Origin of the sequence: Streptomyces sp. NPDC052107 (assembly GCF_040680215.1) — a bacterium.
Taxonomy (GTDB): domain Bacteria; phylum Actinomycetota; class Actinomycetes; order Streptomycetales; family Streptomycetaceae; genus Streptomyces.
In genome coordinates this window covers 52,658-76,970 of the sequence record NZ_JBFAWG010000023.1, presented here as the reverse complement: position 1 = coordinate 76,970, position 24,313 = coordinate 52,658, and the positions used below count along the sequence as shown (strand labels likewise).

The window sequence follows — 24,313 nt, the reverse complement described above, 5'->3', positions numbered from 1 at the left end:
AGCACCCTTGGGCACAGCAGGGCCCCGGAACCGGCGCAGGGGTTCCGGGGCCCGGTCAGGGAGCGAGCCGGCCGTACGGCCCGCCCGCCGCAGGCGTCACACGCGCCGCAGCACCGCGACGACCTTGCCCAGAATGGTCGCGTCGTCGCCGGGGATCGGTTCGTAGGCCGCGTTGTGCGGGAGGAGCCAGACATGGCCGTCCTCGCGCTTGAAGCGCTTGACGGTGGCTTCGCCGTCGAGCATCGCTGCCACGATGTCGCCGTTCTCGGCGACCGGCTGGCGACGGACGGTGACCCAGTCGCCGTCGCAGATCGCGGCCTCGATCATGGAGTCGCCGACGACCTTGAGGACGAACAGTTCACCGTCGCCGACGAGCTGGCGGGGGAGAGGGAAGACGTCCTCGACGGACTCCTCCGCGAGGATGGGGCCACCGGCGGCGATGCGGCCGACCAGCGGGACGTACGACGCGGCGGGCTTGCCGGCGGTGTCCGTGGGCTGCACGGTCACGGCCTGGTCCGATCCGCGGACCTCGTACGCGCGCGGGCGGTGCGGGTCGCGGCGCAGGAAGCCCTTGCGCTCCAGCGCCATCAGCTGGTGCGCGACCGAGGAGGTGCTCGAGAGGCCGACGGCCTGGCCGATCTCCCGCATCGACGGCGGGTAACCGCGCCGCTGTACGGAGTCCCGGATGACTTCGATCACGCGGCGCTGCCGGTCGGTGAGTCCGGAGCTGTCCGCCCGGATACCTGGAGGTCGGCCCGGCAGGGAGCGCTTGTGCCCCTCGGGATTCGTGGCTTCGTTCATCACATGTACCGGCTCGACTCGTCCCTGGGAGCGGTCCTGGGCGGTGATGGTGGCACTGTCTGCGGTGGTGGTCACGTCGGCCCCTCTCGATGGTCTCCCTGCTGGACAACGGTAGTTGCTTTCGAAAGGTTGCGCCAAACACACGTTCGAGTGAAAAAGTGCGATTCACCTGACGCGATCATGTGCCCGGGTGTATTGCTGACGCGCTGCCTGTGGGCAAAACCGCCCATTGTTGTACTCTTCACCGCCGGGGTTGCCGACCTTGTGGGCCGCCGCCTCAGTCTGTCATCCGGAACCTGCTCGTCCGGGCTCCGGGTCCCTTCTGTGCCGGAGTCCCACGCGTCCTCCGTGCGGCGCCCACGGTATCTCCGTAAGCCTCACATCCGATACGGCTCTGCGCCCGCGTGTCTCCGCGGGCCCCTGAAGATCCCGTGTCCGCTTACGTTCCTCGCGACACGCGAGTTGGCCTCGATGTATGAGCCAATCCCCACATCTAGTGGTTGGATGGCTACGCCAGCCCAGAAGTTGTGGTCCCCCGGGTCTGAGACGGCTCTGCGATCGCCTATGCTTAGGGCTGCTTCGCGGGGCCTCTGTGGCCTGGCGAGGTTTTTGAGTCTGCTGTGAGGAGGGTTGGAGATCATGCACTGCCCCTTCTGCAGGCACCCCGACAGCCGCGTGGTCGACAGTCGTACGACCGACGACGGCACGTCGATCCGCAGGCGCCGCCAGTGCCCTGACTGCTCCCGTCGTTTCACGACCGTGGAGACGTGCTCGCTCATGGTGATCAAGCGGTCCGGGGTCACCGAGCCTTTCAGCCGTACCAAGGTCATCAACGGCGTACGCAAGGCATGCCAGGGACGGCCTGTCACCGAGGACGCACTCGCGCAGCTCGGCCAGCGGGTCGAGGAGGCGCTGCGAGCCACCGGAAGCGCCGAGCTGACCACCCATGACGTGGGGCTGGCCATACTCGGCCCGTTGCAGGAGCTCGACCTTGTCGCCTATCTGCGATTCGCCTCCGTCTACCGGGCGTTCGACTCGCTCGAGGACTTCGAGGCCGCCATCGCGGAGCTGAGGGAGGCGACGCGAGGCCCCGCCGCGGACGAGGAAGACGCGGGAGCGGGGAGCCAGGAAGACGACCGCGGGCCCGGCGGGACCACTCAGGTCCGCGTGCCCGCCCACGCCGCCGACTGACCGGCGGGCCGGAATCCGGAGGAGAGCCGGATTCCGGCCGGGAGGCGGCGACCGAAGACCTGTTGCGGGCGGCAGCTGAGGGTGTCCGCAACACAAGACACAACACCGTGCCACGGGAACAAACGTGGCACTTCAGGGCGTTTTGCCCGTACAGGGAGGCGGCATGACAGAGACGGCGAGCGGTCCGGCACGAGGTTCCCGAGCCAAGGGCACCAAGGCGGGTAACAAGGGACTGCACATCGAGCGCATCCACACCACCCCCGGCGTGCACCCGTACGACGAGGTGTCGTGGGAGCGCCGTGACGTCGTCATGACCAACTGGCGCGACGGCTCGGTCAATTTCGAGCAGCGTGGCGTCGAGTTCCCCGACTTCTGGTCGGTGAACGCGGTCAACATCGTCACCAGCAAGTACTTCCGCGGTGCCGTCGGCACCCCGCAGCGCGAGACCAGCCTCAAGCAGCTGATCGACCGCATCGTGAAGACGTACCGGAAGGCCGGCGAGGACTACAAGTACTTCGCCTCGCCCGCCGACGCAGAGATCTTCGAGCACGAGCTGGCGTACGCCCTCTTGCACCAGATCTTCAGCTTCAACAGCCCCGTCTGGTTCAACGTGGGCACCCCGCAGCCCCAGCAGGTCTCCGCCTGCTTCATCCTGTCCGTCGACGACTCCATGGAGTCGATCCTCGACTGGTACAAGGAAGAGGGCATGATCTTCAAGGGCGGCTCCGGCGCCGGCCTGAACCTCTCCCGTATCCGCTCCTCCAAGGAACTGCTGTCCTCCGGTGGCAACGCCTCCGGCCCGGTCTCCTTCATGCGCGGCGCCGACGCCTCCGCCGGCACCATCAAGTCCGGTGGTGCCACCCGCCGCGCCGCCAAGATGGTCGTGCTCGACGTCGACCACCCTGACATCGAGGACTTCATCGAGACCAAGGTCAAGGAAGAGGAGAAGATCCGCGTCCTGCGTGACGCGGGCTTCGACATGGACCTGGGCGGCGACGACATCACGTCCGTCCAGTACCAGAACGCCAACAACTCGGTCCGTGTGAACGACGAGTTCATGAAGGCGGTCGAGGAGGGCGGCAAGTTCGGCCTGCGCGCCCGGATGACCGGGGAGGTCATCGAGGAGGTCGACGCCAAGGCGCTGTTCCGCAAGATCGCCGAGGCCGCCTGGGCCTGCGCCGACCCCGGCATCCAGTACGACGACACCATCAACAACTGGCACACCTGCCCCGAGTCCGGCCGGATCACCGCGTCGAACCCGTGCAGCGAGTACATGCACCTGGACAACACGTCCTGCAACCTGGCCTCGCTGAACCTGATGAAGTTCCTGAAGGACGACGGCAAGGGCCACCAGTCCTTCGAGACCGAGCGCTTCCAGAAGGTCGTCGAGCTGGTCATCACCGCGATGGACATCTCGATCTGCTTCGCGGACTTCCCGACCCAGAAGATCGGCGAGAACACGCGCGCGTTCCGCCAGCTCGGCATCGGCTACGCCAACCTCGGCGCCCTGCTGATGGCCACCGGCCACGCCTATGACTCCGACGGCGGCCGCGCCCTCGCCGGCGCCATCACCTCCCTGATGACGGGTACGGCCTACCGCCGCTCCGCCGAGCTGGCCGCGGTCGTCGGCACGTACGACGGCTACGCCCGCAACGCCGACGCCCACAAGCGCGTCATGGCGCAGCACGCCGACGCCAACGGCAAGGCCGTCCGCATGGACGACCTGGACACCCCGGTCTGGGCAGCCGCCACGGAGGCCTGGCAGGACGTCGTCCGCCTCGGTGAGAAGAACGGTTTCCGTAACTCCCAGGCGTCCGTCCTCGCCCCGACCGGCACCATCGGTCTCGCGATGTCCTGCGACACCACCGGCGTCGAGCCCGACCTGGCGCTCGTGAAGTTCAAGAAGCTCGTCGGCGGCGGCTCGATGCAGATCGTCAACGGCACGGTCCCGCAGGCACTGCGCCGCCTGGGCTACCAGGAGGAGCAGATCGAGGCGATCGTCGCCCACATCGCCGACAACGGCAACGTGATCGACGCCCCCGGCCTCAAGCACGAGCACTACGAGGTCTTCGACTGCGCCATGGGCGAGCGCGCCATCTCCCCGATGGGCCACGTCCGCATGATGGCCGCGATCCAGCCGTGGATCTCCGGCGCCATCTCCAAGACGGTCAACATGCCGGAGACGGCGACCGTCGAGGAGGTCGAGGAGATCTACTTCGAGGCCTGGAAGCTCGGCGTCAAGGCGCTCGCGATCTACCGCGACAACTGCAAGGTCGGCCAGCCGCTGTCGGCCAAGAAGAAGGAGACCGAGGAGAAGAGGGCCGAGGAGCCCGCGGCCGTCGAGACCAAGGTCGAGAAGGTCGTCGAGTACCGCCCGGTCCGCAAGCGCCTCCCCAAGGGCCGCCCGGGGATCACCACGTCCTTCACGGTCGGCGGCGCCGAAGGTTACATGACCGCCAATTCCTACCCGGACGACGGTCTCGGCGAGGTCTTCCTGAAGATGTCCAAGCAGGGCTCGACCCTCGCGGGCATGATGGACGCCTTCTCCATCGCGGTGTCCGTCGGCCTTCAGTACGGCGTGCCGCTGGAGACGTACGTCTCGAAGTTCACGAACATGCGCTTCGAGCCGGCCGGCATGACGGACGACCCGGACGTGCGGATGGCGCAGTCGATCGTCGACTACATCTTCCGCCGCCTGGCGCTGGACTTCCTGCCCTTCGAGACCCGCTCCGCGCTCGGCATCCACTCCGCCGAGGAGCGTCAGCGGCACCTCGAGACCGGTTCCTACGAGCCGACCGAGGACGAGGTCGACGTCGAGGGCCTGGCCCAGTCGGCGCCCCGCGCCCAGGAGTTGAAGGCGGTCGCCACGCCGAAGGCCGAGTCCGAGGCGGCCAAGCCCGCCCCGAAGCAGGCTCACACCAGCGCCGAGCTGGTGGAGATGCAGCTGGGCATCCAGGCCGACGCCCCGCTGTGCTTCTCCTGCGGTACGAAGATGCAGCGGGCCGGTTCCTGCTACATCTGCGAGGGCTGCGGCTCGACCAGCGGCTGCAGCTGATGACACGCGGTTTCTGAAGTGAAGTAAGGGGCGCCGGCCAAGGTCGGCGCCCCTTACCGCTACTGCGCCCTGCCCATGACCCGGGTGAAGGTCGCCGGGTCCTCCTCGAAGCCGTGCACGCCGGGACGGAAGGCCCACTCCCCGGAGTCGTCACGGACGAATTCCGCGATCGTGGCCGCTGTCGCCCCGAGGACCGAGCCGAAGTCGTCCTGGGCGAGCACGGTGTAGCGGTCCACCCGGATGCGCATGGCCGGATTCAGCACGTTGACGAACGTCCGGTGGTCGAACGGCTGTTGGATGACGACACCGACCACCACGCGCGCGTAACGGCCGTCGAGCCGGTCCAGTTCCAGCGTCATGACCTCGTCCCAGCCGAAGCCCCTGCCGTCTGTGCTGTCCCGGTTGAGGAAGATCGTGCCGTCCGGAGAACGGCTGTCGAAGTGCACCAGATAGGCCGGGGTCCCGTACAGGTCGCCCGACAGGAACGTCGCGGCGACGAGGTCGAGATCGGTGGGCGGCTGGCCCGCAGGACTGGGGTCCCACTTGAGCCCGACCTCGACCTTGCCGATTCCCTTGCTGAAGCCGGTCAACAGGCTTCCCCTTCCCCCGGGTGGTTACCTCACTCCCCAACTCGGGTGCAGTCAGGGCTCCTTGTCCATCGTGCCACGCGCGCGGGGCGCACGCGCGGGCGATCTCCGCCGGAGCGTGACCGACGCCACGCCCGGTGGCCTTACGATGGCGCGGTGCTGGTCAAGTGGATTCGCTGCACCGTGGTGGACCGCCGCGGCTTCGAGCGGGGGCAGCGGAAATGGGCGGGGCTTCCGGGGGAGCCGGGTTTCCGGGGGCAGGGTGGGGGCTGGAGCCGGCAGCGGCCGGGGGTGGCGCACATCTTCGCCTTCTGGGAGAGCCGTGCCTTCTACGACTCCTTCATGGCCCGTTCGCACGACCGCCTGGCGGCCGCCCAGTCCGGCACGTTCAAGGACGCGCAGGTCAAGCTGTTCGAGTACCGCTTCGATGTGAAGACGGGCTTCGAGCCGCGGTTCACCGACGCCGATCTGATCCGTGTGGCCCTGTGCCAGGTTCACGAGGAGCGTGTCGAGCACTACACGCTCATGCAGGAGAAGGTCTGGAACCCGGCGATGGCCGGTTCGCCCGGCATGATCCGCGGCATGTTCGCCGAGGCGCCCGGGCAGGAGTTCCTGATCCTGTCGATGTGGCGGTCGGCGGCCGAGCACGGCAAGTACCGCACCGAGCGCGTGGAGCGTCTCGCGCTGCGTGCCCAGACCGAGGCCGACGTCGCGGCGCTCTCCGGTGACATCGTGGAGCTGGAACCGTCCTGGACGGTCTGAGCCCGCCGTCGTACGTTTGAATACCAAACTCGTCGCCCGGAAGCGCGGCTCAGCCTGCCCGGAAGCGGCCCTGGAGGCGGGATTCGTGTGACCTACGCCGTATGGAGGGCGTACGGGTGCTCGACTCTCCCTCGCTCGATCTAGGGTTTCGGCATGGCACGACCACGGCGCATCGTCCTTGTCCGGCACGGCGAGTCCACGGGCAACGTCGACGACTCCGTGTACGAGCGCGAGCCGGACCACGCTCTCGCGCTGACCGAGCGCGGCTGGCGGCAGGCGGAGGAGACCGGCAAGAGGATCCGGGAGCTCTTCGGCCGGGAACGCGTGAGTGTGTACGTCTCCCCGTACCGCCGTACGCACGAGACTCTGCGCGCCTTCCACCTCGACCCAGATCGCATACGGGTCCGGGAGGAGCCGAGGCTGCGCGAACAGGACTGGGGCAACTGGCAGGACCGCGACGACGTGCGCCTGCAGAAGGCCTACCGCGACGCGTACGGCCACTTCTTCTTCCGGTTCCCGCAGGGCGAGTCCGGCGCCGACGTGTACGACCGGGTCGGCGGCTTCCTGGAGAGCCTCTTCCGCAGCTTCGAGGCCCCGGACCACCCACCGAACGTCCTCCTGGTGACCCACGGACTCGCGATGCGACTGTTCTGCATGCGCTGGTTCCACTGGACGGTCGCGGAATTCGAGTCACTGTCGAACCCGGGGAACGCCGAGATGCGGATGCTCGTTCTGGGGGACAACGGAAAGTACACGCTCGACCGGCCTTTTGAACGCTGGCGCGAGCCGATCCCGTACTGGGTGAACGGATAGAGTGGCAGAGCGATGACCGCTGACTCCTCTTCCTCCGGGCGCCTGGAGCGTGCCCTGGCGAGCCTGCGCGGACTGGCCGTGGGGGACGGCCTGGGCTCCCAGTTCTTCGTCCCGGCGAACTATCCCCTGCTGAAGCGACGCGAGCTGCCCGCGGGGCCCTGGCAGTGGACGGACGACACCGAGATGGCCTGCTCCGTGGTCGCCGTCCTCGCCGCACACGGGCGCATCGACCAGGACGCACTGGCCCGCTCCTTCGCCGAGCACCACGACTTCGACCGGGGCTACGGCCCCGCGGTCAACCGGCTGCTGAGACTCGTCCGGGAGGGCGAGGACTGGCGTGAGCTGGCGGCCGGGCTGTTCAACGGACGGGGGTCCTGGGGCAACGGAGCGGCCATGCGGATCGCCCCTCTGGGCGCCTGGTACGCGGATGATCCGGAGCAGGCGACCCATCAGGCGGAGATCTCGGCCTACACCACCCACCAGCACCGTGAGGCCGTCGTCGGCGCCATGGCCGTGGCCGCCGCGGCGGCGATGGCCGGCTCGCCGGACGGACCGCCCAGCCCCGAGGCGCTCCTCGACGGCGTCATCGCCCTGGTGCCGAAGAGCGCCGTCGGCCAGGGCCTCCGGCGTGCCCGCGACATGCTCGACTACGGCGACGCGGTCACCGTCGCGGCGGTGCTGGGCTGCGGCCGCCGTACGACCGCCCACGACACCGTTCCCTTCGCCCTCTGGTCGGCCGCGCGCAGCCTGGGCGACTTCGAGGCGGCTTTCTGGACGACGGCCGGGGTCGGCGGCGATATGGACACCACCTGCGCGATCGTGGGCGGTGTTCTCGCCTCCGGCAAGGCGGGGACACCACCCGCCGAGTGGGTGGAACGCTCCGAAGTGCTGCCTGACTGGGCACCGACTGGGGTCTGACGGGTCCGGCGATCGGGCCGGAGCGGTCATCGGTGGTGATCTCGCGGACCGCGCCGGTGTTTTTCGTTCCCGGCAAGCAGCCTCGGAAACTCTCCGTGCCTGCCGGGAACTCTCTGTGACCGCCGCCCGTTTCCTCTCATGTCCGTCGTACGCCGTGGCTTGCGGCGGCGTACGACGGGACAGGCGGAGGGCGACGGTCGGAGGGGGTGTGGAGATGGTCTACATGGTGCCGGTGCTGGCGGTGGTTCCCGTCCTGGTTCTCCTGCGGGCGCTGGTGGCCGGAGTGCGGCCGGCCGGACCGTCGCACGTGCCGGCCGTCCCCGGGCGGTGGTCCGGCCGACCGCGGCTCCGCGTGGCTCGGGCCCGGTCAGCCGATGCCCGGGCCCGCCACGCCGGCGAGGGAATCGAGATCGCTCTTGCGGACCCTGATCACCAGCCAGGAGGTGAGGAACGCGACTCCGGCCATCGCGGCAGCCGGCACGAAGGCGGTGGAGATGCCGTGGGCGAGCACCTCGTGTCCCCAGGGTGCGGGCAGTTGGTGCGTCTTGGCGAAGTGGGCCTGCTGCTCCGGCGAGCCGTTGGCGAGGAACTTCGGCAACTGCTTCTTCGTCTCGTCCTTGGCGGCCGAGCCGAACACGGTCGTCAGGATGGACAGTCCGAGCGAACCGCCCACCTGCTGCATGGCGTTGAGGAGCCCGGACGCAGCACCCGCCTCGTGCTGGGCGACGCCGGACACGGCCGTGACCGTGGCCGTCACGAAGTTCAGGCCCATGCCGAAACCGAACACCAGCATCGGCCCCAGTACGCCGCCCAGGTAGGAGCTGTCCGGCCGGATGAAGGTCTGCCAGACCAGTCCGATCACCACGAGCCCCGTGCCGGCCATCATGAACGGCCTCGGGCCGAGGGTTGGCAGGAAGCGCTGGGAGAGTCCGGCACCGACCGCGATCGCGACCGTCACGGGGAGGAAGGCCAGACCGGCCCTGATCGCGCTGTAGCCGAGTACGTCCTGCACGAACAGCACGATGTAGAAGAACATGCCGAACATCGCCGCGGCGAGGCTCAGCATGATCACGTACGTGCCCCAGCGGTTGCGGTCCCCGAACATCCTGAGCGGGGTGATCGGCTCCTTCGCCCGCATCTCGGTGAGGACGAAGGCGAGCAGCAGCACCAGGGCCGCGCCGAACGAGCCGAGGGTGAGGCCGTCCCGCCAGCCGTTCTCCGAGGCGCGGATGAACCCGTAGACGAGCGAGGCCATGCCCGCCGTCGAGGTCAGCGCACCCGTGATGTCGAAGCGCCCGGGATGCCGCTGGGACTCGTTGATGTAAAGCGGCGCGAGCGAGGCGATCAGCACACCGATCGGCACGTTGACGAACAGCACCCATCGCCAGTCGAGCCAGTCCGTGAGCATGCCGCCCGCCAGGAGGCCGATGGCGCCGCCGCCCGCGGACACGGCGGCGAACACACCGAAGGCCCGGTTGCGTTCCGGGCCTTCGGGGAATGTGGTGGTGATCAGCGCCAGCGACGTGGGCGAGGCGATCGCGCCGCCCACGCCCTGCAGGGCCCGAGCGGCCAGCAGCTGCCAGGGCTCCTGGGCGAGGCCGCCCAGGAGGGAGGCGAAGGTGAACAGCAGGATGCCGGTCATGAAGACCCGGCGACGGCCGAGGATGTCACCGGCGCGCGCGCCGAGCAGCAGCAGGCCGCCGAAGGTGAGCGTGTAGGCGCTGACCACCCAAGTCAGATCCGTGGTGCTGAACTTGAGCGCATCTTGAATGTGTGGGAGCGCGATGTTCACAATCGTCGCGTCGAGTACCACCATGAGTTGGCAGGCGGCGATGACGGTGAGTGCGATGCCGGGATGCCCCTCCCGGCGGGCCACGCCCGGTTTTGGCTCCTGAAGCAGCTGAGAGGTCGTCACTATGGATCCCCCATAAGAGTATTAGTGAACGCTCGCGTTCACTGTCGCGCCCACGGTAGTGACCCCCAACAGTGAACGCAAGCGTTCACTTAATCCTGCGCCCCGCTTCGCGTCCCCCTGTTGCTGCGGCGTGGCTCGCTCTGTCCCCGGAATCCCCGCTTCCCTTGTTGGAGAGACACAGATGGTTACCTCGCGCTGGACGGCCGCTCCCGATCGGGCGGCTTCCCCTCGTCGGCGCGGAGTGGTGCTGGAGCGCGCGATCCTCGATGCCGCGCTGGAGCAGCTCGGCGAGGTCGGCTGGAAAGGCCTGACCATGGAGGGGGTCGCCGCCGGCGCGCAGACGGGCAAGGCCGCGGTGTATCGCCGCTGGAACTCCAAGGAGGACCTCGTGGCGGATGCTCTGGTGGCCGGACTGCCTCGGGTCGAGACGGCCCCGGACCTCGGCAGCGTGCGCGAGGACCTCCTCGCTCTATGTCGCGAGGTGCGGCAGATCATGTTCTCGCGCCCGGGTGTCGCGCTGCGCTCGGTGATTCACGAGTGCGATCAGACTCAGGCGGAGCGCTTCCAGGAGGTGATCGTCGGAGGGGTGGTGGAGCCGACCGTCAAGCTTCTGGGCCAGGTCATCATGCGTGGAATAGAGCGGGGTGAGGTGCGTCCGGATGCGGCCAGCGGCTATGTCTTCGACGCCATCCCGGCCATGATGATGTACCGCTCGAAGATGTGCGCCAGCGAATGGAGCGACCAGGATCTCGAAGAGATGATCGACCAGCTGATGCTCCCGCTGCTGCGGCCCTACGGAAGGTGATCCCGCGCGACGGCGATCCGTGTGGCGGTGGGCCGACCGGGGTGTCGGCTGACGACCCCGGCGGCGTACCCTAAGGGCGCCATGCCGTACGAACCACCTACTCACACCGTCGAGCGCTCCCTGCGCGCCACGACCGGAGCGAAGGTCATTGCCGGGATCGACGAGGTGGGGCGCGGCGCCTGGGCCGGACCTGTCACCGTCTGTGCCGCGATCACCGGACTTCGCCGCCCGCCCGAGGGGCTGACCGATTCCAAGCTGCTGACGATCAAGCGGCGCACGGAACTGGCGGAGATCCTGCACACGTGGGTGACGGCCTATGCGCTGGGGCATGCTTCCCCCGAGGAGATCGACGACCTGGGGATGACGGCCGCGCTGCGGCTCGCCGCGGTCCGCGCCCTGGACGACCTGACGGTCCGCCCCGACGCCGTGATCCTCGACGGGAAGCACAACTACCTCGGTGCCCCCTGGCGGGTGCGCACGGTGATCAAGGGCGATCAGTCGTGTGTCGCCGTCGCGGCGGCGTCGGTGATCGCCAAGGTTCAGCGCGACAAAATGATGGCCGAACTGGGTGTCGACCATGCAGACTTCGGATTTGCGGACAACGCCGGGTATCCGTCGCCCGTACACAAGGCCGCACTGGAGGAGTGGGGGCCCACCCCGCACCACCGCTTGTCGTGGGCGTATCTTGATGCGTTGCCTCAGTGGCGGCACCTCAAGAAGGTCCGTAGCTGGGCGGACGGAAGCGTTCCGGAAACCGAGGGTCAGCTCGGCTTCGATTTCTGACGGTTCCGCTCGCACTCATGTGCCACCCGGCCGCCCGCGCCGCACCAACGTTTGATAAATATCAGCCATGCCTCTCATTCCCGAGGAGCCTCAGATTCACGAGAGTGCCCAGGGTCCCCGCGCCACTCCGGCCAGCGGCCGTGTCGCGCCGACCCCCCGTCCCGTACCCGGTCCCCGCCCCGCGGCTCCGTCCCGCCCCGGTCGTCCCGGTCCTCCGCGGCCGGCGCCGCCGGTGCAACGCACGCCGCGTGACGTGGCTCCGGCCAAGCCGGGCCCGTCCGGCCCGGCCGCTCCCGCCGCCGCGGCGGCCACCCCGCAGATCCAGCTGATCCCGGCCTCGGCCGAGGGTGCGCTCGACGCCGCCGAGGAGGCGGTGGACCTGCTGCTGGATTCGGGCCGTGTCCCCGGCGACGTGCTCGTGATCACCACCGGGTCCCAGCACCCGTGGGCGGAGCACGAGCTGTCCTTCGGTGAAGCTTCCTACTGGGCGCAGCACGACGCCGGTGACGACGTCTTCTATGCGGACGCCGCCGTCGCCTCCCGCGCCGCGTCCCGTCCCGTGGTGGTCGTCGCCGTCAACGGAGGCCCCGCCTCCGCTGCTGCCTCGGCCCTCCCGCTGGCCCACACCCGGGCCGGTGCCCTGCTGATCGTCTGCGGCGACCCGCAGCAGATCAACTCGGTGCTGGGCGCAGGCGTCTGAGCCTCCTCCGGCACCTGGGGGCATCCGGGGTGACAAAGGAACCACTCCGGTGGGATCCGCACGGCGTGGCCTTTGGCATGCCCGCAGGGCCGGCGGCCGTTCCGTTCGTGGACGGCTTCCCGGCATATACCAAGACGCCAGGCGCGGAGCTGCGATTGCAGGGTGGAGACCGGACCCCGGCCCACGCTGCTGGGTCTGCCGAGGCCGGACCGTGAAGCCGCCGCCTGCTGGGCACGGCCGCGGGCACTTGGGAAGGCGCTCTCGAACGGCTCGTACGGCTGCCGGACGAGGCGTGAGCGCCGGGCCGCTCGGCACGGCACAGGCCGTGTCCGCCCGGGCGCGGTATGGCCCTCACGTCGCTCTGGGCACGATCGCCCCTTGCGTTCCTCAGGGCACGATCGGCCCTTGCGTTCCTCGAGGTCGGCGCGCGGCCTCGTGCGGCGCGGCATCCTGGCGGCCGAGCGGTGGGCGGTCGGCTCGCCGCGTCCGTGCGGGCAGGGCGGTGGCCGGACGGCGGCCGGGCCCAGGCCTGACCTCCGCCGTGCCCTCAGCGAGCCGCCGCGCGCCGCATGACCTCGGAGACCGGGCCGCCGCTGCGCGGCGCGAGCGGCGGGGTCTCGGACGTGGCGAAGGGTTCGGGTGCGGAGTCGGCGTTGGGGCGGCGGCCGCTGCGTCCTTCGCCGAGCACATGCCAGCCGTCGTGGGTCAGCGTGATGTACGCCCCGCACCGCAGCCCGTGCAGGGTGCAGGCGTCACGCAGGCCCCACATCCAGGCACCGTCCTCCTCCGTCCAACCCGCGTCGCCCTCACGGCAGTAGACGAGGATGGCCGTGCGCACCGGGGTCCGGCGTCTCAGGTCGTGCGGAATCACCCGGCGCAGCTGCGCGAGCAACGCGTTGCGGAACATCCAGCCGTCGGCCGGGGCCGGACGACGCGTGAACGACGCGCTGGCGCACAGCCGCTCCTCCGGATCCAGCACCGCCACGATCGCCGTGGAAGGCCTCGGCCGATGGCGGGCGTGCAGCCCGCTGACGACCTCACGGGGGTTGCGCAGCAGAGGGATTCCGGCGGCGGCCCATTCGGCCGGCTCGAGCAGGCGACTGGCGGAAGCGGCGGACGCGGAGGTCGACAACGAGGCCGCCGAGGACGAGGCGAATCCGAAGGTCACGTTCCTCCCTTCGGCTACGCGCCCACACTGCGGGCGAGGTCGGATTCGAGGGACCGCGCACCGCAGCAGAGCCCGACCGATCACGGACGAGCCGCGCGGGGAGCGGACCTCAATTCTTCCTGCCGAACTTGGATGCGGCAACGAGCAATTGGCGCCACCGACTGTTATCTGGTGGTGCGTGGCTTATATCCCTACCCAAAGGTAAGCCCGATGACGCCTGAGGTGTCAGGCCGTGCCCCATACGATTGCCGCAGCGAGGTGCGGGGTCAGCCTTGCACGGCCAGGACCAGCGGCAACACCGCTCGCGCGCCGGACTTTCTGAGCAGACGTGCCGCGACCGCGAGGGTCCAGCCCGTCTCTGTGAAGTCGTCGACCAGCAGCACCGGGCCGTCGGCCGCAGTGAGCGCCGAAGCGAGTGCGGGCGGTACCGTCAGCGCACCGTCGAGGGTCTTCAGCCGCTGCGCGCTGTTGCTGCGCGAGACGCGCGGCACGTCCGCGGCGTACTCCACGGAGCCGAGCAGCGGCAGCCGGCCGACCTCGGCGATCCGGGCGCCCAGGGAGTGGATCAGCGAGGGCCGGGTTCGCGAGGCGACAGTGACGACACCCACCGGCCGGGCCTGGGCGCCGGACGCACCGGAAGCCCAGCCGCCGGGGCCCTTCGCCCAGTCGGCCAGGACACCGACCACCGCCCCCGCCACATCGTCCGGGACAGCGGTGTCCGGTGCCTGGGGCGCGAGGAGCGGACGCAGCCGGTTGCCCCAGCCGATGTCCGAGAGCCGACCCAGAGCCCGCCCCGACGCGGCCTGTTCACCGGCCGGAATGCGTCCCTTGAGATCGATGCCGATGGCCGGCAGGCCCGTCGGCCACATGCGGCGGGGCTCCACCTCGACGCCGGCCCGGCCCAGGTCGCTGCGCGCGGCGTCCACCGCGGCCGTGGACGTGTCGGCGGGGAAGCGCGGTCCGGCGCAGTTGTCGCAGCGGCCGCAGGGCTTGGCACCCTCGTCGTCCAGCTGGCGCTGCAGGAACTCCATCCGGCACTCGGTGGTGGACGCGTAGGAGCGCATCGCCTCCTGCTCGGCCGCCCGCTGCCGGGCCACCCAGTCGTAGCGCTCGGTGTCGTACGACCAGGGCTGTCCGGTGGCGATCCAGCCGCCTTTGACGCGGCGGACGGCTCCGTCCACGTCCAGGACCTTCAGCATGGTCTCCAGCCGGGAGCGGCGCAGCTCGACCAGGGGCTCCAGTGCGGGCAGCGACAGGGGGCCGTCCGCCCGGGCGAGGACGTCCAGGGTGCGCCGGACCAGCTCCTCGGAGGGGAAGGCGAGCGATGCGAAGTACTGCCAGATCGCCTCGTCCTCCTTGCCCGGCAGCAGCAGTACCTCGGCGTGTTCCACACCGCGGCCCGCGCGGCCGACCTGCTGGTAGTAGGCGATGGGGGAGGACGGGGAGCCGAGGTGGACCACGAAACCGAGATCCGGCTTGTCGAAGCCCATACCGAGCGCGGAGGTGGCGGCCAGCGCCTTCACCCGGTTGGCCAGCAGATCGTCCTCGGCCTGCCGACGTTCGGCGTTCTCCGTCTTGCCCGTGTACGAGGCGACGGTGTGCCCGCGCTGTCGCAGGAACGCGGTGACCTCCTCGGCGGCGGCGACAGTCAGTGTGTAGATGATGCCGGAGCCCGGCAGATCGTCGAGGTGGTCGGCGAGCCAGGCCATCCGGTGCGCGGCGTCCGGCAGCCGCAGCACGCCGAGGCTGAGGCTCTCCCGGTCCAGCGGCCCGCGCAGCACCAGGGCGTCCGAGGTGGTGCCGGTGCCCAGTTGCTCGGCGACATCCGCGGTCACCCGGGCATTGGCCGTGGCGGTGGTGGCCAGCACGGGGACACCGGGCGGGAGGTCGCCGAGCATGGTGCGCAGCCGCCGGTAGTCGGGACGGAAGTCGTGACCCCAGTCGGAGATGCAGTGGGCCTCGTCCACGACCAGCAGGCCGGTTGCGGCGGACAGCTTGGGCAGCACCTGGTCGCGGAAGTCCGGGTTGTTGAGCCGCTCAGGACTGACGAGCAGGACATCGACCTCGCCGGCCGCGATCTCGGCCTGGACGGTGTCCCACTCCTCGGTGTTGGAGGAGTTGATGGTGCGGGCGTGGATGCCGGCCCGGGCCGCGGCCTCCACCTGGTTGCGCATGAGCGCGAGCAGGGGCGAGACGATCACCGTGGGTCCGCTGCCTCTGGCCCGCAGCAACGAGGTCGCCACGAAGTACACCGCGGACTTGCCCCACCCCGTGCGCTGCACGACCAGGGCCCGGCGCCGCTCGGCGACCAGCGCCTCGATCGCCCGCCACTGGTCCTCGCGCAGCCGGGCCGCGCCCGTGGCATCCCCGACGAGCCGGGCGAGGACGGCGTCCGCCTGCGCCCGGAGATCCGCGTTGCTCGTGTGCTCCATGCGTCCCATACAACAGGACGGGACCGACAAGCGGGCGGAGCACTGCCCTGGGCTGTGGACAACCGGGACGGTCTTGTCGTGTCCCTGATCCGACTTGTCCACAGACCCAACCGGAATCTCAAGATCCGCGAGATTGTCGGTGCATGACGAATCACAGCGAAACCACCGGACCCTTCGAAAACAGCGACGTCTCGGGACAGGAGCCGCTCACCGGCCCGTCCGCGCACGACACGCAGGTCACGCTGCGCACACCCGCCGAGCTGGCCGACGTCCTGCCCTACCTTCTCGGCTACCGGCCGGAGGACAGCATGGTGCTGGTGGCCCTGCACGACCGGGAAGGCCGGGGCAGGTTCGGAGGCCGGGCCCGGCTCGGCATCCCGGCGAACGAGGAGGACTGGGAGGCGGCCGCACGTCAGCTGGCCCACGGACTGGTGACCGGCAGTGAACGGCGCGGTGCCCGGCCCGAACAGATGGTGGCCTACGTCTGCCAGGAACCGGCCCCCGGAGAGTCCGGCCGCGACGTCAAACGACGGCTCGAGCGGCTGGCCCACCTGCTGCGCACCCAGTGCGGCGAGCTCGACGTGCCGGTCATCGAGGCACTGTGCATCTCCGACGGCCGTTTCTGGTCGTACTGCTGCCCGATCGAGAGCTGCTGTCCCGAGGACGGCTCGCCGATGGGCCTCCCCGGTACCTCCGTCCTGGCCGCTGCGGCCACCTACGCCGGCATCCAAGTGCGCGGCACACTCCGGGAGTTGCGTGCCAGGCTGCAGCCCTGGGAGACGACCGCGGCCCTGGAGCAGGAGATCGCCCTTGACGCTGCGGGTATGAGCCTCGTGCCCCGCATTCTCGAGGAGGCGTCCCGCGCGCAAGTGGCGGAGGAGACCCTCGACCTCGCCGAGTTGATCATCCGCCGCTTCGCCGCCGCAGCACCGGTGTCCGGCACGCATCCGGCGGATTTGCGCGACGACCGCCTGCTCGCACACGACGAGGCGGCGACTCTGATCCTCGGGCTCCAGGACCGTACGACCCGTGACCGTGCGGCCGCGTGGATGGAGGGCGACGAGGCCGGTCCGGCCCTCCGGCTCTGGCGGGCCCTGGCCCGCCGCTGCGTCGGACCCTACGGCGAGCACGCCGCGGCCCCGCTGACCCTGGCCGGCTGGGTCGCCTGGTCGGCAGGTGACGAGTTGGAGGCCCGTGAGGCGCTGGCCATGGCGCTGGGCGCGGATCCCGACTATCTGTTCGCCCGCCTGTTGCACCAGGCCTGCAACGAAGGCCTCGACCCGGAGGCGATTCGCCGCTGTCTGCGCGCCGACCGTGCGGACCAGGCGAGGCGTACGCCGGCGGAAACCGGCTCGCAGCCGCAAGCGGAGGAGAAGACGGCTCGGGCCGAGCTCCCGGCATGCCAAGACGTGACAGCGATCGCCGGAGCGGACGACCAGGGTGGTGCCGAAGTGGGGCGAGGGATGGGCACGCGCCGACGACGCCGCGTGCGGTCGGCCGACAGCGGCGATGCCCCTCGCGCGGCCAGGCCCACGGGCGGACGGCGGAGGCCGGCCGGTTCCCACCCCGGCCCGCCGGCGGCCGAACCCTCGCGCCCCGGCAGCCGCGACCTGGGCAGCGCGCGCTCGCGTGCGGCGGAACCGGGCGGCACCACGACCGGCGCAGCCCCGTCGAAGAAGGACCACCGCAAGCCCGAAGGGGAGGGGTGAGCGCCGTGCGGGGGAGCACGGGCGGGTCCCTGGTCGAGCAGGTCTGCCCGAGTAAGACGCCTGGCGTATCGACGGAATCCACCGGAAGCGGCGCACGCCCCCTGAGGCTGCTCCGGAACCGACCTCGCGCGAGCCGGGGCGGCGGCCGCGGCGGTGGCGCACTTCTGGGCCGCTTGGCCGGCCGGGTCCATCGGTCGTCCCCGACTGCTCGGGGCGCCCACGAGGATCTGTCGCCCGTCCCTTGGGGGAAGCGGCTCGTGGTCGGCCTGAGCGGCACCACTCCGCTCTTGCGCCGCCATTCGGTCGGCTTCCAGGAAGCGAGCCGTGACCCGGACATGTCCCCCTCCGTTCACCTGAGTGGCGGAACGCCTGGACGGGCCCTGCCGCCGTACGACCCTTGTCCGCCGGGGCGTCCCACAAGTCGCCCAGCACGTTCGAGGCGCCGCGAGCGCAGAGGAAGCCGCCCCATGCACCAGCAGCCGACTCCGCCCCCCACCGCCGAAGATCAATGTCTGCCCTGGGACAGGCGCGCGTGCTTGCCGCCCAAAGGTGCGGACGTCACCGCACGGCAGATCATCGCCGCCCCACCGTCACCCAAGGACCTCTGGGCGAACTCCGCGACAGACCACGACAGGCCACCGGCGTGGGATCCAGGACCAGGCCAGGTCGGGTCATCGGCATCGGCCCCGGTCCCAGGCCGGGTCAGGTCACCGGCATCGTCGCCGGTTCCCGGCCAGGTCAGGTCACCGGCGTCGGCCCCGGGCCGCAGCCGCCGGAACGCCGTGGCACCGTCGGTGCGCACACCACAGTGCAGCCGAACGGTGCCCGAGCTGCCGCCCACGCACGCCGCCCTGATCTGTGTCGCCCTGCCCGGCCTCGCCATCTCCGATGGCGGGCAACTGGCCGGCCGGGGACTGGACGGGTTCTACCGTGCCGGCAGACGACTGCTCTCGCGGTGCCAGGTGCGCGTGGCCGGACGCGAGCCCCTGGCCGTGCTGGCGAGGATGACCGGCGCCGACAGCGCCCTCTTCGTGGGGACGCTGCGCGCTTCGCCGACCGCGGGTCCCGATCCGGATGTCGTGGTCGAGCGGACCCGTCGTGCCGACGGAACCGAGCGGATCATGCTCCGCAGTGCCGCCATGCGACCGCTGAGGCTGTCCGTCGAGGTCGCCGTGGGCACGGACACGGAGCCGTCCAGGTCCACGACACCGCACTCGCCGTCTGCGGACTGGCCGCCGCCGGCTACGAGAAGGAAGCCGGCGGCCTGCTGAAAGGACTGCTGGAAGCGGCGGAACACTTCGGCCACCGGCTGCCGGAGATGTTCGCCGGTGCACAGCGCTCCACCGGGAGCGCTCCCCTCCCGCACCCCGCGGCCTGCCGGCCGGCGGCCGCTGCGGCGGCGTCCGCGATCATGCTGCTCACCTCGCTCGCAGGCATACGCCCCGACACCCCCGCCCGGACAGTCACCCTGAGACCCGTGCGCAGTGCGCCGCTCGGTGAACTCGGCCTGACCGGGCTGCGCGTGGCCGGCGCCCCGTTCGCCGTGCGCATCAGCCGGCTCGGGCTGGCCATGGTCGAGGAGGCGGCGGACGGCCTGCGACTGGGAGTGTGACCTCGTACGTCCCCACGGAAGCGATGAACAGGAGCCGGTCCGGCGCCCCATACCAGAACGAAGCGGAACCACCGTCGATGCGCCCGGGGAAGGGAGTGTTTATCGTCAGGAAGACGACTATGATCGCGGCATGCCCTACGACCCGTCAGCCTTTCCGCCCTTTGCCGTCACCGTGGACCTGGTCGTGCTGACCGTGCGCCGCCATGCCCTGTGCGCGCTGGCGGTCCGCAGGGGCGAGCCTCCGTTCCAAGGGCGCTGGGCGCTGCCCGGAGGTTTCGTACGAGCCGACGAGGACCTCTCCCAGGCGGCGGCGCGCGAGCTCGCCGAGGAGACCGGGCTGTGTGCACACGAGCCTTCGGCCCCCGCCCAGGACAACGGGGCGCATCTCGAGCAGCTCGCCACCTACGGGGACCCCAAGCGAGACCCGCGGATGCGCGTGGTGAGCGTCGCGCACCTCGCGCTCGCGCCCGACCTGCCCGCCCCGCGGGCAGGAGGCGACGCCAGCAACGCGCGCTGGGCACCGGTCGAGGAACTGCTCCAGCAGGGCGGTTACGGCCGTGACGGCGAGCCCGTGGCACCGCTCGCCTTCGATCACGCCCAGATCCTCGCCGACGGGGTGGAACGGGCCCGGTCCAAGATCGAGTACTCGTCGCTGGCCACCGCGTTCTGTCCGAGCGAGTTCACCGTCGGCGAGTTGCGCCGGGTGTACGAGGCGGTGTGGGGAGTGGCCCTCGACCCGCGCAACTTCCACCGCAAGGTCACCGGAACCCCCGGATTCCTCGTCCCCACCGGAGGAACGACCACGCGCCAGGGCGGTCGGCCGGCGCAGCTCTTCCGGGCGGGCGGTGCCACTCTGCTCAACCCGCCGATGCTGCGCCCCGAGGTCTGAGGGGCGCAGGCGGTCGGCCGCCCGGACGGCCAGGTGGACCGATCGTACGGGCGGGGCGGCTTCCCCCGAACGGCGGACGTTAACCGGATCGATCGGCACCACGTGTGGTAAAGGACCGGGTGATACCCGAAAAAAGGGACATCGCGCGCTATCTTGCTGCAGGTGATCCAGGCCTTCGGACTGACCAGCAATCCCCGCAAGGCGCACCCGCCCGCCGTCGACGACGTCTCCTTCGCAGCGCGCCCGGGGCATGTCACCGTGCTCCTGGGAGGCGCCGGCGCGGGCAAGACGACGGCGCTCAGACTGATGCTCGAGCTTCAACCGGGGCGCGGCATCACCTACTTCAGAGGGCGGCCCCTGCATCGGATCGCCCAACCCGCGCGGGAGGTCGGCGTGCTCCTCGGCGACGTGCCGGGGCATCCGGCCCGCTCGGTGCGCGGACATCTGCGCATGTTGTGCGCGGCGTCGGGACTTCCGGCGCGACGGGCCGACGAGGTCCTCGAAGTGCTCGGCCTCGTCAGCCTTCGCGAGGAACGCCTCGGCACGCTCTCGCGCGGGGTGGACCGCAGACTCGGCCTGGCCTGCGCCCTGCTGCCCGATCCGCACACGCTCGTCCTGGACGAGCCCGCCGACGGTCTCTCTGTCCGTGAGGCTCAATGGCTGCACGTCACGCTGCGAGCCCACGCCGGCCAGGGTGGCACGGTGCTCTTCACCACGGCCGACCCCAAGGAGGCCGCGTGCACGGCCGACCGTGTCGTGACCCTCGACGGCGGCAGACTCGTCGCCGACCAGGCGGCCAGCGAGTTCGCCCGCACCCGGCTCCGTCCGCGGGTGGCCGTTCGCAGCCCGCAGGCAGCACGCCTCGCGGCCCTGCTCGCCAAGGAGGCCCGTACCGCGCGCCGGTCCGTCGAGGTCGTACGGGAGGGCGGAAATCGCCTCTCGGTGTACGGATCGACGACCGCCGATGTCGGCGAGACGGCCTTCCGCCACGGCATCCTCGTGCACCAACTCGCCGACGAAATCGGCGACATGGGGCCGGGTTCCGGTGCCGGGATCGAAGTCCCGTCCGCAGAGGCGGCGAACGGGCCACACGCGGAGATGGAACACGCCGGGCCCGGTTCCCCGCCCGCGGAGGCCGAGCCGACGATGCGCGGCTTGCCGACGGTGGAGCCGGGCGCCTCGGGGGTCGTCCTGGCGGCGTCCGTGTCCGGCATTCCGGCGCCCGGTTCGTCGGCGGCTGAGTTCGGCGCGTCGGCGTTGGACGCGTCCGTCTGGGAACAGGCCGCCGTGGCGTCTGGCCTCTCGTCGGGTGAGCCGGGTGTCACGGCGTCGGGTTCCTCGGGGAGGGAACGCGTCGCCCTGCCGTTCGGCTTCTCGGTGGGAGAGCGGGCGAACGCCCCGGCGCCGCAGCGGGCTGTGCCCAGCGTCGCCTCGGACGAGGAACCGTCGGTGGGCGAGCGGGCACAGGCCCTCAGCGGTGAACATCCGTCGCTCGGCGAGACGCCCAAGGCCCGGCCGGGAACGGAGCACACGCAGTCCACCCAGCGCGTACCGGCCGAGGGTGTGTCGCCGGACGACGCGGCCCCGGGAACCGACGGGACGGCATACGGCGAGGTCGGGCCCGTGGGTGAGAACACGCTCGACCGAGATGCCGGAGTGGTACCCGCCGAGGTGCTCGCGGGAGCCGACGGTGGCCACACCGCGGACACCGGGCGCGATGCGGCCTCGGCGGCCCAGGAGCCGCACACCGGCGGCGTGAGCACTGTGGCAGCGGGTATCTCCGCCCTGCGCACCCGCCTCCCCGGCGCCAGGAACCGCGGCACCCGTCAGCCGCAGGCCACCCGCGCCGCCAGCCCCGATGGTGTACGTTCTCCCGATCCCCTGTCCGCCCTCCCGCCCCCCATCTCCGTCCGCCCCGCCCCCAGCCCCCTCCGCCCCCTTCGCTACGAGATCCGGCGTGCCACCGGCATCGGCGTCGGCTTCGTCACCTGCGGTGCCGTACTGGCAGTGTCCGCGCTCACCGCCGTACTGCTGGCCAGGATCGGGCACACTCCGCAGGCGCGGTTGTTCGCCGCGTGGCCGCGGGAGCTGCCGCTGCCGCCCGCGGCGCTCGCGGCGGGGCTGCTCGGTGCGCTGGCCTTCGGGGACGAGTTCCGCCACCCCGCCCTCGCTGCGGACCGCGGCACCGTGCCCCGCCGGCTGGGGCTGCTCACCGCGAAACTGCTCGTCTCCGGAGCCACCGCGGCCATGTTGGCCCTCCTCACCGTGGGCTGCGACGCCGAAGCGCTCTACATCGTCTACGGACGGGAGCTCACCCAAGTTCCCCCGGACTGGCTCTCGTTGGGCGCGAGTTGGTTCTGTCTGGTCGTCGGTTGCGCCTGGGCGGGTGTGCTGGCGGCCGGTGTGTTCCGGTCCACCACGGGCGGCCTGGCCGCCGTACTCGCCGTACCCGTTGTCGTCGTCCCCCTCGTGCACAAGGCGATGCAGGGGCCCGCCCTGCGCGTGGCAGCCGGATTCCCAGTGCGGATGCGAGAGATCTTCCTGCCGCAGTGGCCCTTCGGCGGCGACCGTTACCTGCTCGGGATGGTGCGGGTGCTCGCCCAACCCGTCGGCAGCGCAATGGCGTTGTCGCTGTCGACGCTGCTGTGCGCCTATCTGTTCACGACACTGCGCACCCGGCTCCGGTGACGAGCGTGCGTCCACTTCCGATTCCGCGGTGCGCACAACTCCCCGGGGAAAGCCCATTTCTTTCCGATAAGGCGTCAATTGCGACGGGGTGAGCGATCACCCTTTCGTGTGCTTTTCACCAAAGACCTCAAGGGAGTTGGAGGCGACGCCGACAAAGGATCCGTGAGTACCCTTGCGCACACCATGATGACCGCCGCCCGCTCCACCGACTCCGGTCTGGCCGGCCCGGGCGAACTCGACCGCTACCCCTACGCAGAGCCCCAGGTGGCCGACCGCGTCGGAGCGCCCTCCTGGGAGGGCGCGGATCCCGAGCTGGGCCGCGTCGGCCGGCGTGCCGCGGGCAGCCGCGGACGCGGGCTGCACGGCCAACTCGTTCAACAGCTGGGACAGATGATCGTCTCCGGCGACCTGGGCGCGGACCGCCCGCTGGTGCCCGAGGAGATCGGCCAGCGCTTCGAGGTCTCCCGCACCGTCGTCCGCGAGTCCCTCCGTGTCCTCGAGGCCAAGGGCCTGGTCAGTGCCCGCCCGAACGTCGGCACCCGCGTGCGTCCCGTCAGCGACTGGAACCTGCTCGACCCGGACATCATCGAGTGGCGGGCCTTCGGGCCCCAGCGCGACGATCAGCGCCGCGAGCTGAGCGAGCTGCGCTGGACGATCGAGCCGCTCGCCGCCCGCCTCGCCGCCGGCCACGGACGGGAGGATGTGCAGCAGCGCCTCTGTGACATGGTCGAGATCATGAGCCATGCCATGGCACAGGGCGACGCGCTGACGTACTCGCGCGCCGACAACGAGTTCCACTCGCTGCTCATCCAGATCGCCGGCAACCGCATGCTGGAGCACCTCTCCGGGATCGTCTCGGCGGCCCTCCAGGTCTCCGGCGGTCCGGTCACGGGTTGTGACCGGCCGAACGAGGCATCGCTCGCCCAGCACGCGCGGATCGTCGACGCGCTGGGCACCGGCGACGGCGCGGCCGCCGAGACGGCCATGCGTCAACTGCTGACGGTCCACCCCGAGGTCGAGCGCGTGGTGCCCGCCCCGCGCGAGCACTGACCCCCGCGGCCAGGGCGGTGCGGTCGCCGGTGTGCGGGGTCAGCCCGGCTCTCGTGGCGCTCGTGTCGGCGCCGGGCTCGTTGCCGGCCGCCGCTGGACCCCGCCGGACCCTGTGCGGTCCGGCGGGGTCCAGCGGCGCGACGGGCCGCCGGGGTCATGGGCGCGACCGGGCAGGATGGCAATGGCGATCTCGTATGCCCATGTCTGACTGCTTTTGACCGCTTACGGGGTGTGACTCGGGCCACGCAGATTGGGCGTAACGCTCGTGGAAACAGCGCGATGACCTAAGAGGTGACAGCCGCGGAGGGAATACGGACGCCATCACAGGCGCTGTGTATCTCCCCCGGCCCCCGCCCGCGCCGTCGGCCCATCCCCAGGCCGGTGGTCGGCTCCTGTCCGCAGTGGACGGTGCCGGAAGCCGTTTTCCAACGTTCC

Annotated in this window: 18 protein-coding genes and 1 pseudogene; 14 read left to right on the top strand and 5 right to left on the bottom strand. The window is 70.6% G+C overall.

The genetic code is table 11. From position 1 onward, the window contains the following. Positions 1-96 precede the first annotated feature (96 nt). Positions 97-876: a transcriptional repressor LexA gene (gene lexA / locus AB0M27_RS24505; protein WP_055710152.1), complete on the bottom strand. Its 780-nt coding sequence runs from the start codon at positions 874-876 to the stop codon at positions 97-99. A gap of 564 nt (positions 877-1,440) precedes the next feature. Here lexA and nrdR point away from each other — a divergent pair. Both nrdR and AB0M27_RS24495 read left to right on the top strand, forming a co-directional pair. Next, positions 1,441-1,992, top strand: a complete 552-nt coding sequence (gene nrdR, locus AB0M27_RS24500; RefSeq protein WP_365724063.1) for a transcriptional regulator NrdR — start codon at positions 1,441-1,443, stop codon at positions 1,990-1,992. A 163-nt stretch (positions 1,993-2,155) separates the two neighbouring features. After that, positions 2,156-5,047, top strand: coding sequence for a vitamin B12-dependent ribonucleotide reductase (locus AB0M27_RS24495; RefSeq protein WP_365724061.1), 2,892 nt, complete (start codon positions 2,156-2,158; stop codon positions 5,045-5,047). Positions 5,048-5,106: 59 nt separating this feature from the next. Here AB0M27_RS24495 and AB0M27_RS24490 read toward each other — a convergent pair whose 3' ends face one another. Further along, on the bottom strand, positions 5,107-5,637 hold the full coding sequence (locus AB0M27_RS24490) for a TerD family protein (RefSeq protein WP_365724059.1): 531 nt from the start codon (positions 5,635-5,637) through the stop codon (positions 5,107-5,109). Between the two features lie 153 nt (positions 5,638-5,790). Between AB0M27_RS24490 and AB0M27_RS24485 the strand changes: the two genes are divergently transcribed. From AB0M27_RS24485 to AB0M27_RS24475, 3 genes are all read left to right on the top strand, one after another. Further along, the gene (locus tag AB0M27_RS24485; protein ID WP_365724057.1) at positions 5,791-6,396 is read left to right on the top strand and encodes a YdbC family protein; all 606 of its coding nucleotides are present in this window, start codon (positions 5,791-5,793) and stop codon (positions 6,394-6,396) included. A 153-nt stretch (positions 6,397-6,549) separates the two neighbouring features. Beyond that, complete coding sequence (locus tag AB0M27_RS24480; RefSeq protein ID WP_365724055.1) at positions 6,550-7,209, top strand: histidine phosphatase family protein; 660 nt, start codon at positions 6,550-6,552, stop codon at positions 7,207-7,209. 12 nt (positions 7,210-7,221) lie between these two features. Further along, positions 7,222-8,127, top strand: coding sequence for an ADP-ribosylglycohydrolase family protein (locus AB0M27_RS24475; RefSeq protein ID WP_365724053.1), 906 nt, complete (start codon positions 7,222-7,224; stop codon positions 8,125-8,127). A gap of 367 nt (positions 8,128-8,494) precedes the next feature. Here the strand turns inward: AB0M27_RS24475 and AB0M27_RS24470 are convergent, their stop codons facing one another. Next, the gene (locus AB0M27_RS24470) at positions 8,495-10,042 is read right to left on the bottom strand and encodes an MFS transporter (protein WP_365724051.1); all 1,548 of its coding nucleotides are present in this window, start codon (positions 10,040-10,042) and stop codon (positions 8,495-8,497) included. A 181-nt stretch (positions 10,043-10,223) separates the two neighbouring features. On the opposite strand from AB0M27_RS24470, the gene AB0M27_RS24465 reads away from it, so the two are divergent. From AB0M27_RS24465 to AB0M27_RS24455, 3 genes are all read left to right on the top strand, one after another. After that, on the top strand, positions 10,224-10,847 hold the full coding sequence (locus AB0M27_RS24465) for a TetR/AcrR family transcriptional regulator (RefSeq protein ID WP_365724049.1): 624 nt from the start codon (positions 10,224-10,226) through the stop codon (positions 10,845-10,847). Between the two features lie 81 nt (positions 10,848-10,928). Next, positions 10,929-11,630, top strand: coding sequence for a ribonuclease HII (locus tag AB0M27_RS24460; protein ID WP_365724047.1), 702 nt, complete (start codon positions 10,929-10,931; stop codon positions 11,628-11,630). Between the two features lie 67 nt (positions 11,631-11,697). Then, on the top strand, positions 11,698-12,330 hold the full coding sequence (locus tag AB0M27_RS24455) for a hypothetical protein (RefSeq protein WP_365724045.1): 633 nt from the start codon (positions 11,698-11,700) through the stop codon (positions 12,328-12,330). Positions 12,331-12,877: 547 nt separating this feature from the next. On the opposite strand, the gene AB0M27_RS24450 is transcribed toward AB0M27_RS24455, so the two are convergent. Together AB0M27_RS24450 and AB0M27_RS24445 are read right to left on the bottom strand one after the other, a co-directional pair. Further along, entirely contained in the window at positions 12,878-13,498 is a 621-nt protein-coding gene (locus AB0M27_RS24450) for a hypothetical protein (RefSeq protein WP_365724043.1), read from the bottom strand. A gap of 266 nt (positions 13,499-13,764) precedes the next feature. Next, on the bottom strand, positions 13,765-15,930 hold the full coding sequence (locus AB0M27_RS24445; protein ID WP_365724041.1) for a RecQ family ATP-dependent DNA helicase: 2,166 nt from the start codon (positions 15,928-15,930) through the stop codon (positions 13,765-13,767). Between the two features lie 143 nt (positions 15,931-16,073). On the opposite strand from AB0M27_RS24445, the gene AB0M27_RS24440 reads away from it, so the two are divergent. The 6 genes and pseudogenes from AB0M27_RS24440 (at position 16,074) to AB0M27_RS24415 (ending at position 23,878) form a co-directional block, all read left to right on the top strand. Beyond that, positions 16,074-17,639: a DUF4192 domain-containing protein gene (locus tag AB0M27_RS24440; protein WP_365724039.1), complete on the top strand. Its 1,566-nt coding sequence runs from the start codon at positions 16,074-16,076 to the stop codon at positions 17,637-17,639. 335 nt (positions 17,640-17,974) lie between these two features. Next, positions 17,975-18,910: a glycogen debranching N-terminal domain-containing protein gene (locus tag AB0M27_RS24435; RefSeq protein WP_365724106.1), complete on the top strand. Its 936-nt coding sequence runs from the start codon at positions 17,975-17,977 to the stop codon at positions 18,908-18,910. Further along, positions 18,814-19,251: pseudogene (locus AB0M27_RS24430) on the top strand (glycogen debranching protein); the annotation flags it as partial. The gene AB0M27_RS24435 and the pseudogene AB0M27_RS24430, both read left to right, overlap by 97 nt. A gap of 130 nt (positions 19,252-19,381) precedes the next feature. After that, positions 19,382-20,140 (top strand): NUDIX hydrolase, encoded by a 759-nt coding sequence (locus AB0M27_RS24425; RefSeq protein WP_365724037.1) that lies wholly within the window; start codon positions 19,382-19,384, stop codon positions 20,138-20,140. 162 nt (positions 20,141-20,302) lie between these two features. Then, complete coding sequence (locus AB0M27_RS24420; protein ID WP_365724035.1) at positions 20,303-22,828, top strand: ATP-binding cassette domain-containing protein; 2,526 nt, start codon at positions 20,303-20,305, stop codon at positions 22,826-22,828. A gap of 162 nt (positions 22,829-22,990) precedes the next feature. Further along, complete coding sequence (locus AB0M27_RS24415; RefSeq protein WP_365724033.1) at positions 22,991-23,878, top strand: FadR/GntR family transcriptional regulator; 888 nt, start codon at positions 22,991-22,993, stop codon at positions 23,876-23,878. Positions 23,879-24,313 lie beyond the last annotated feature (435 nt).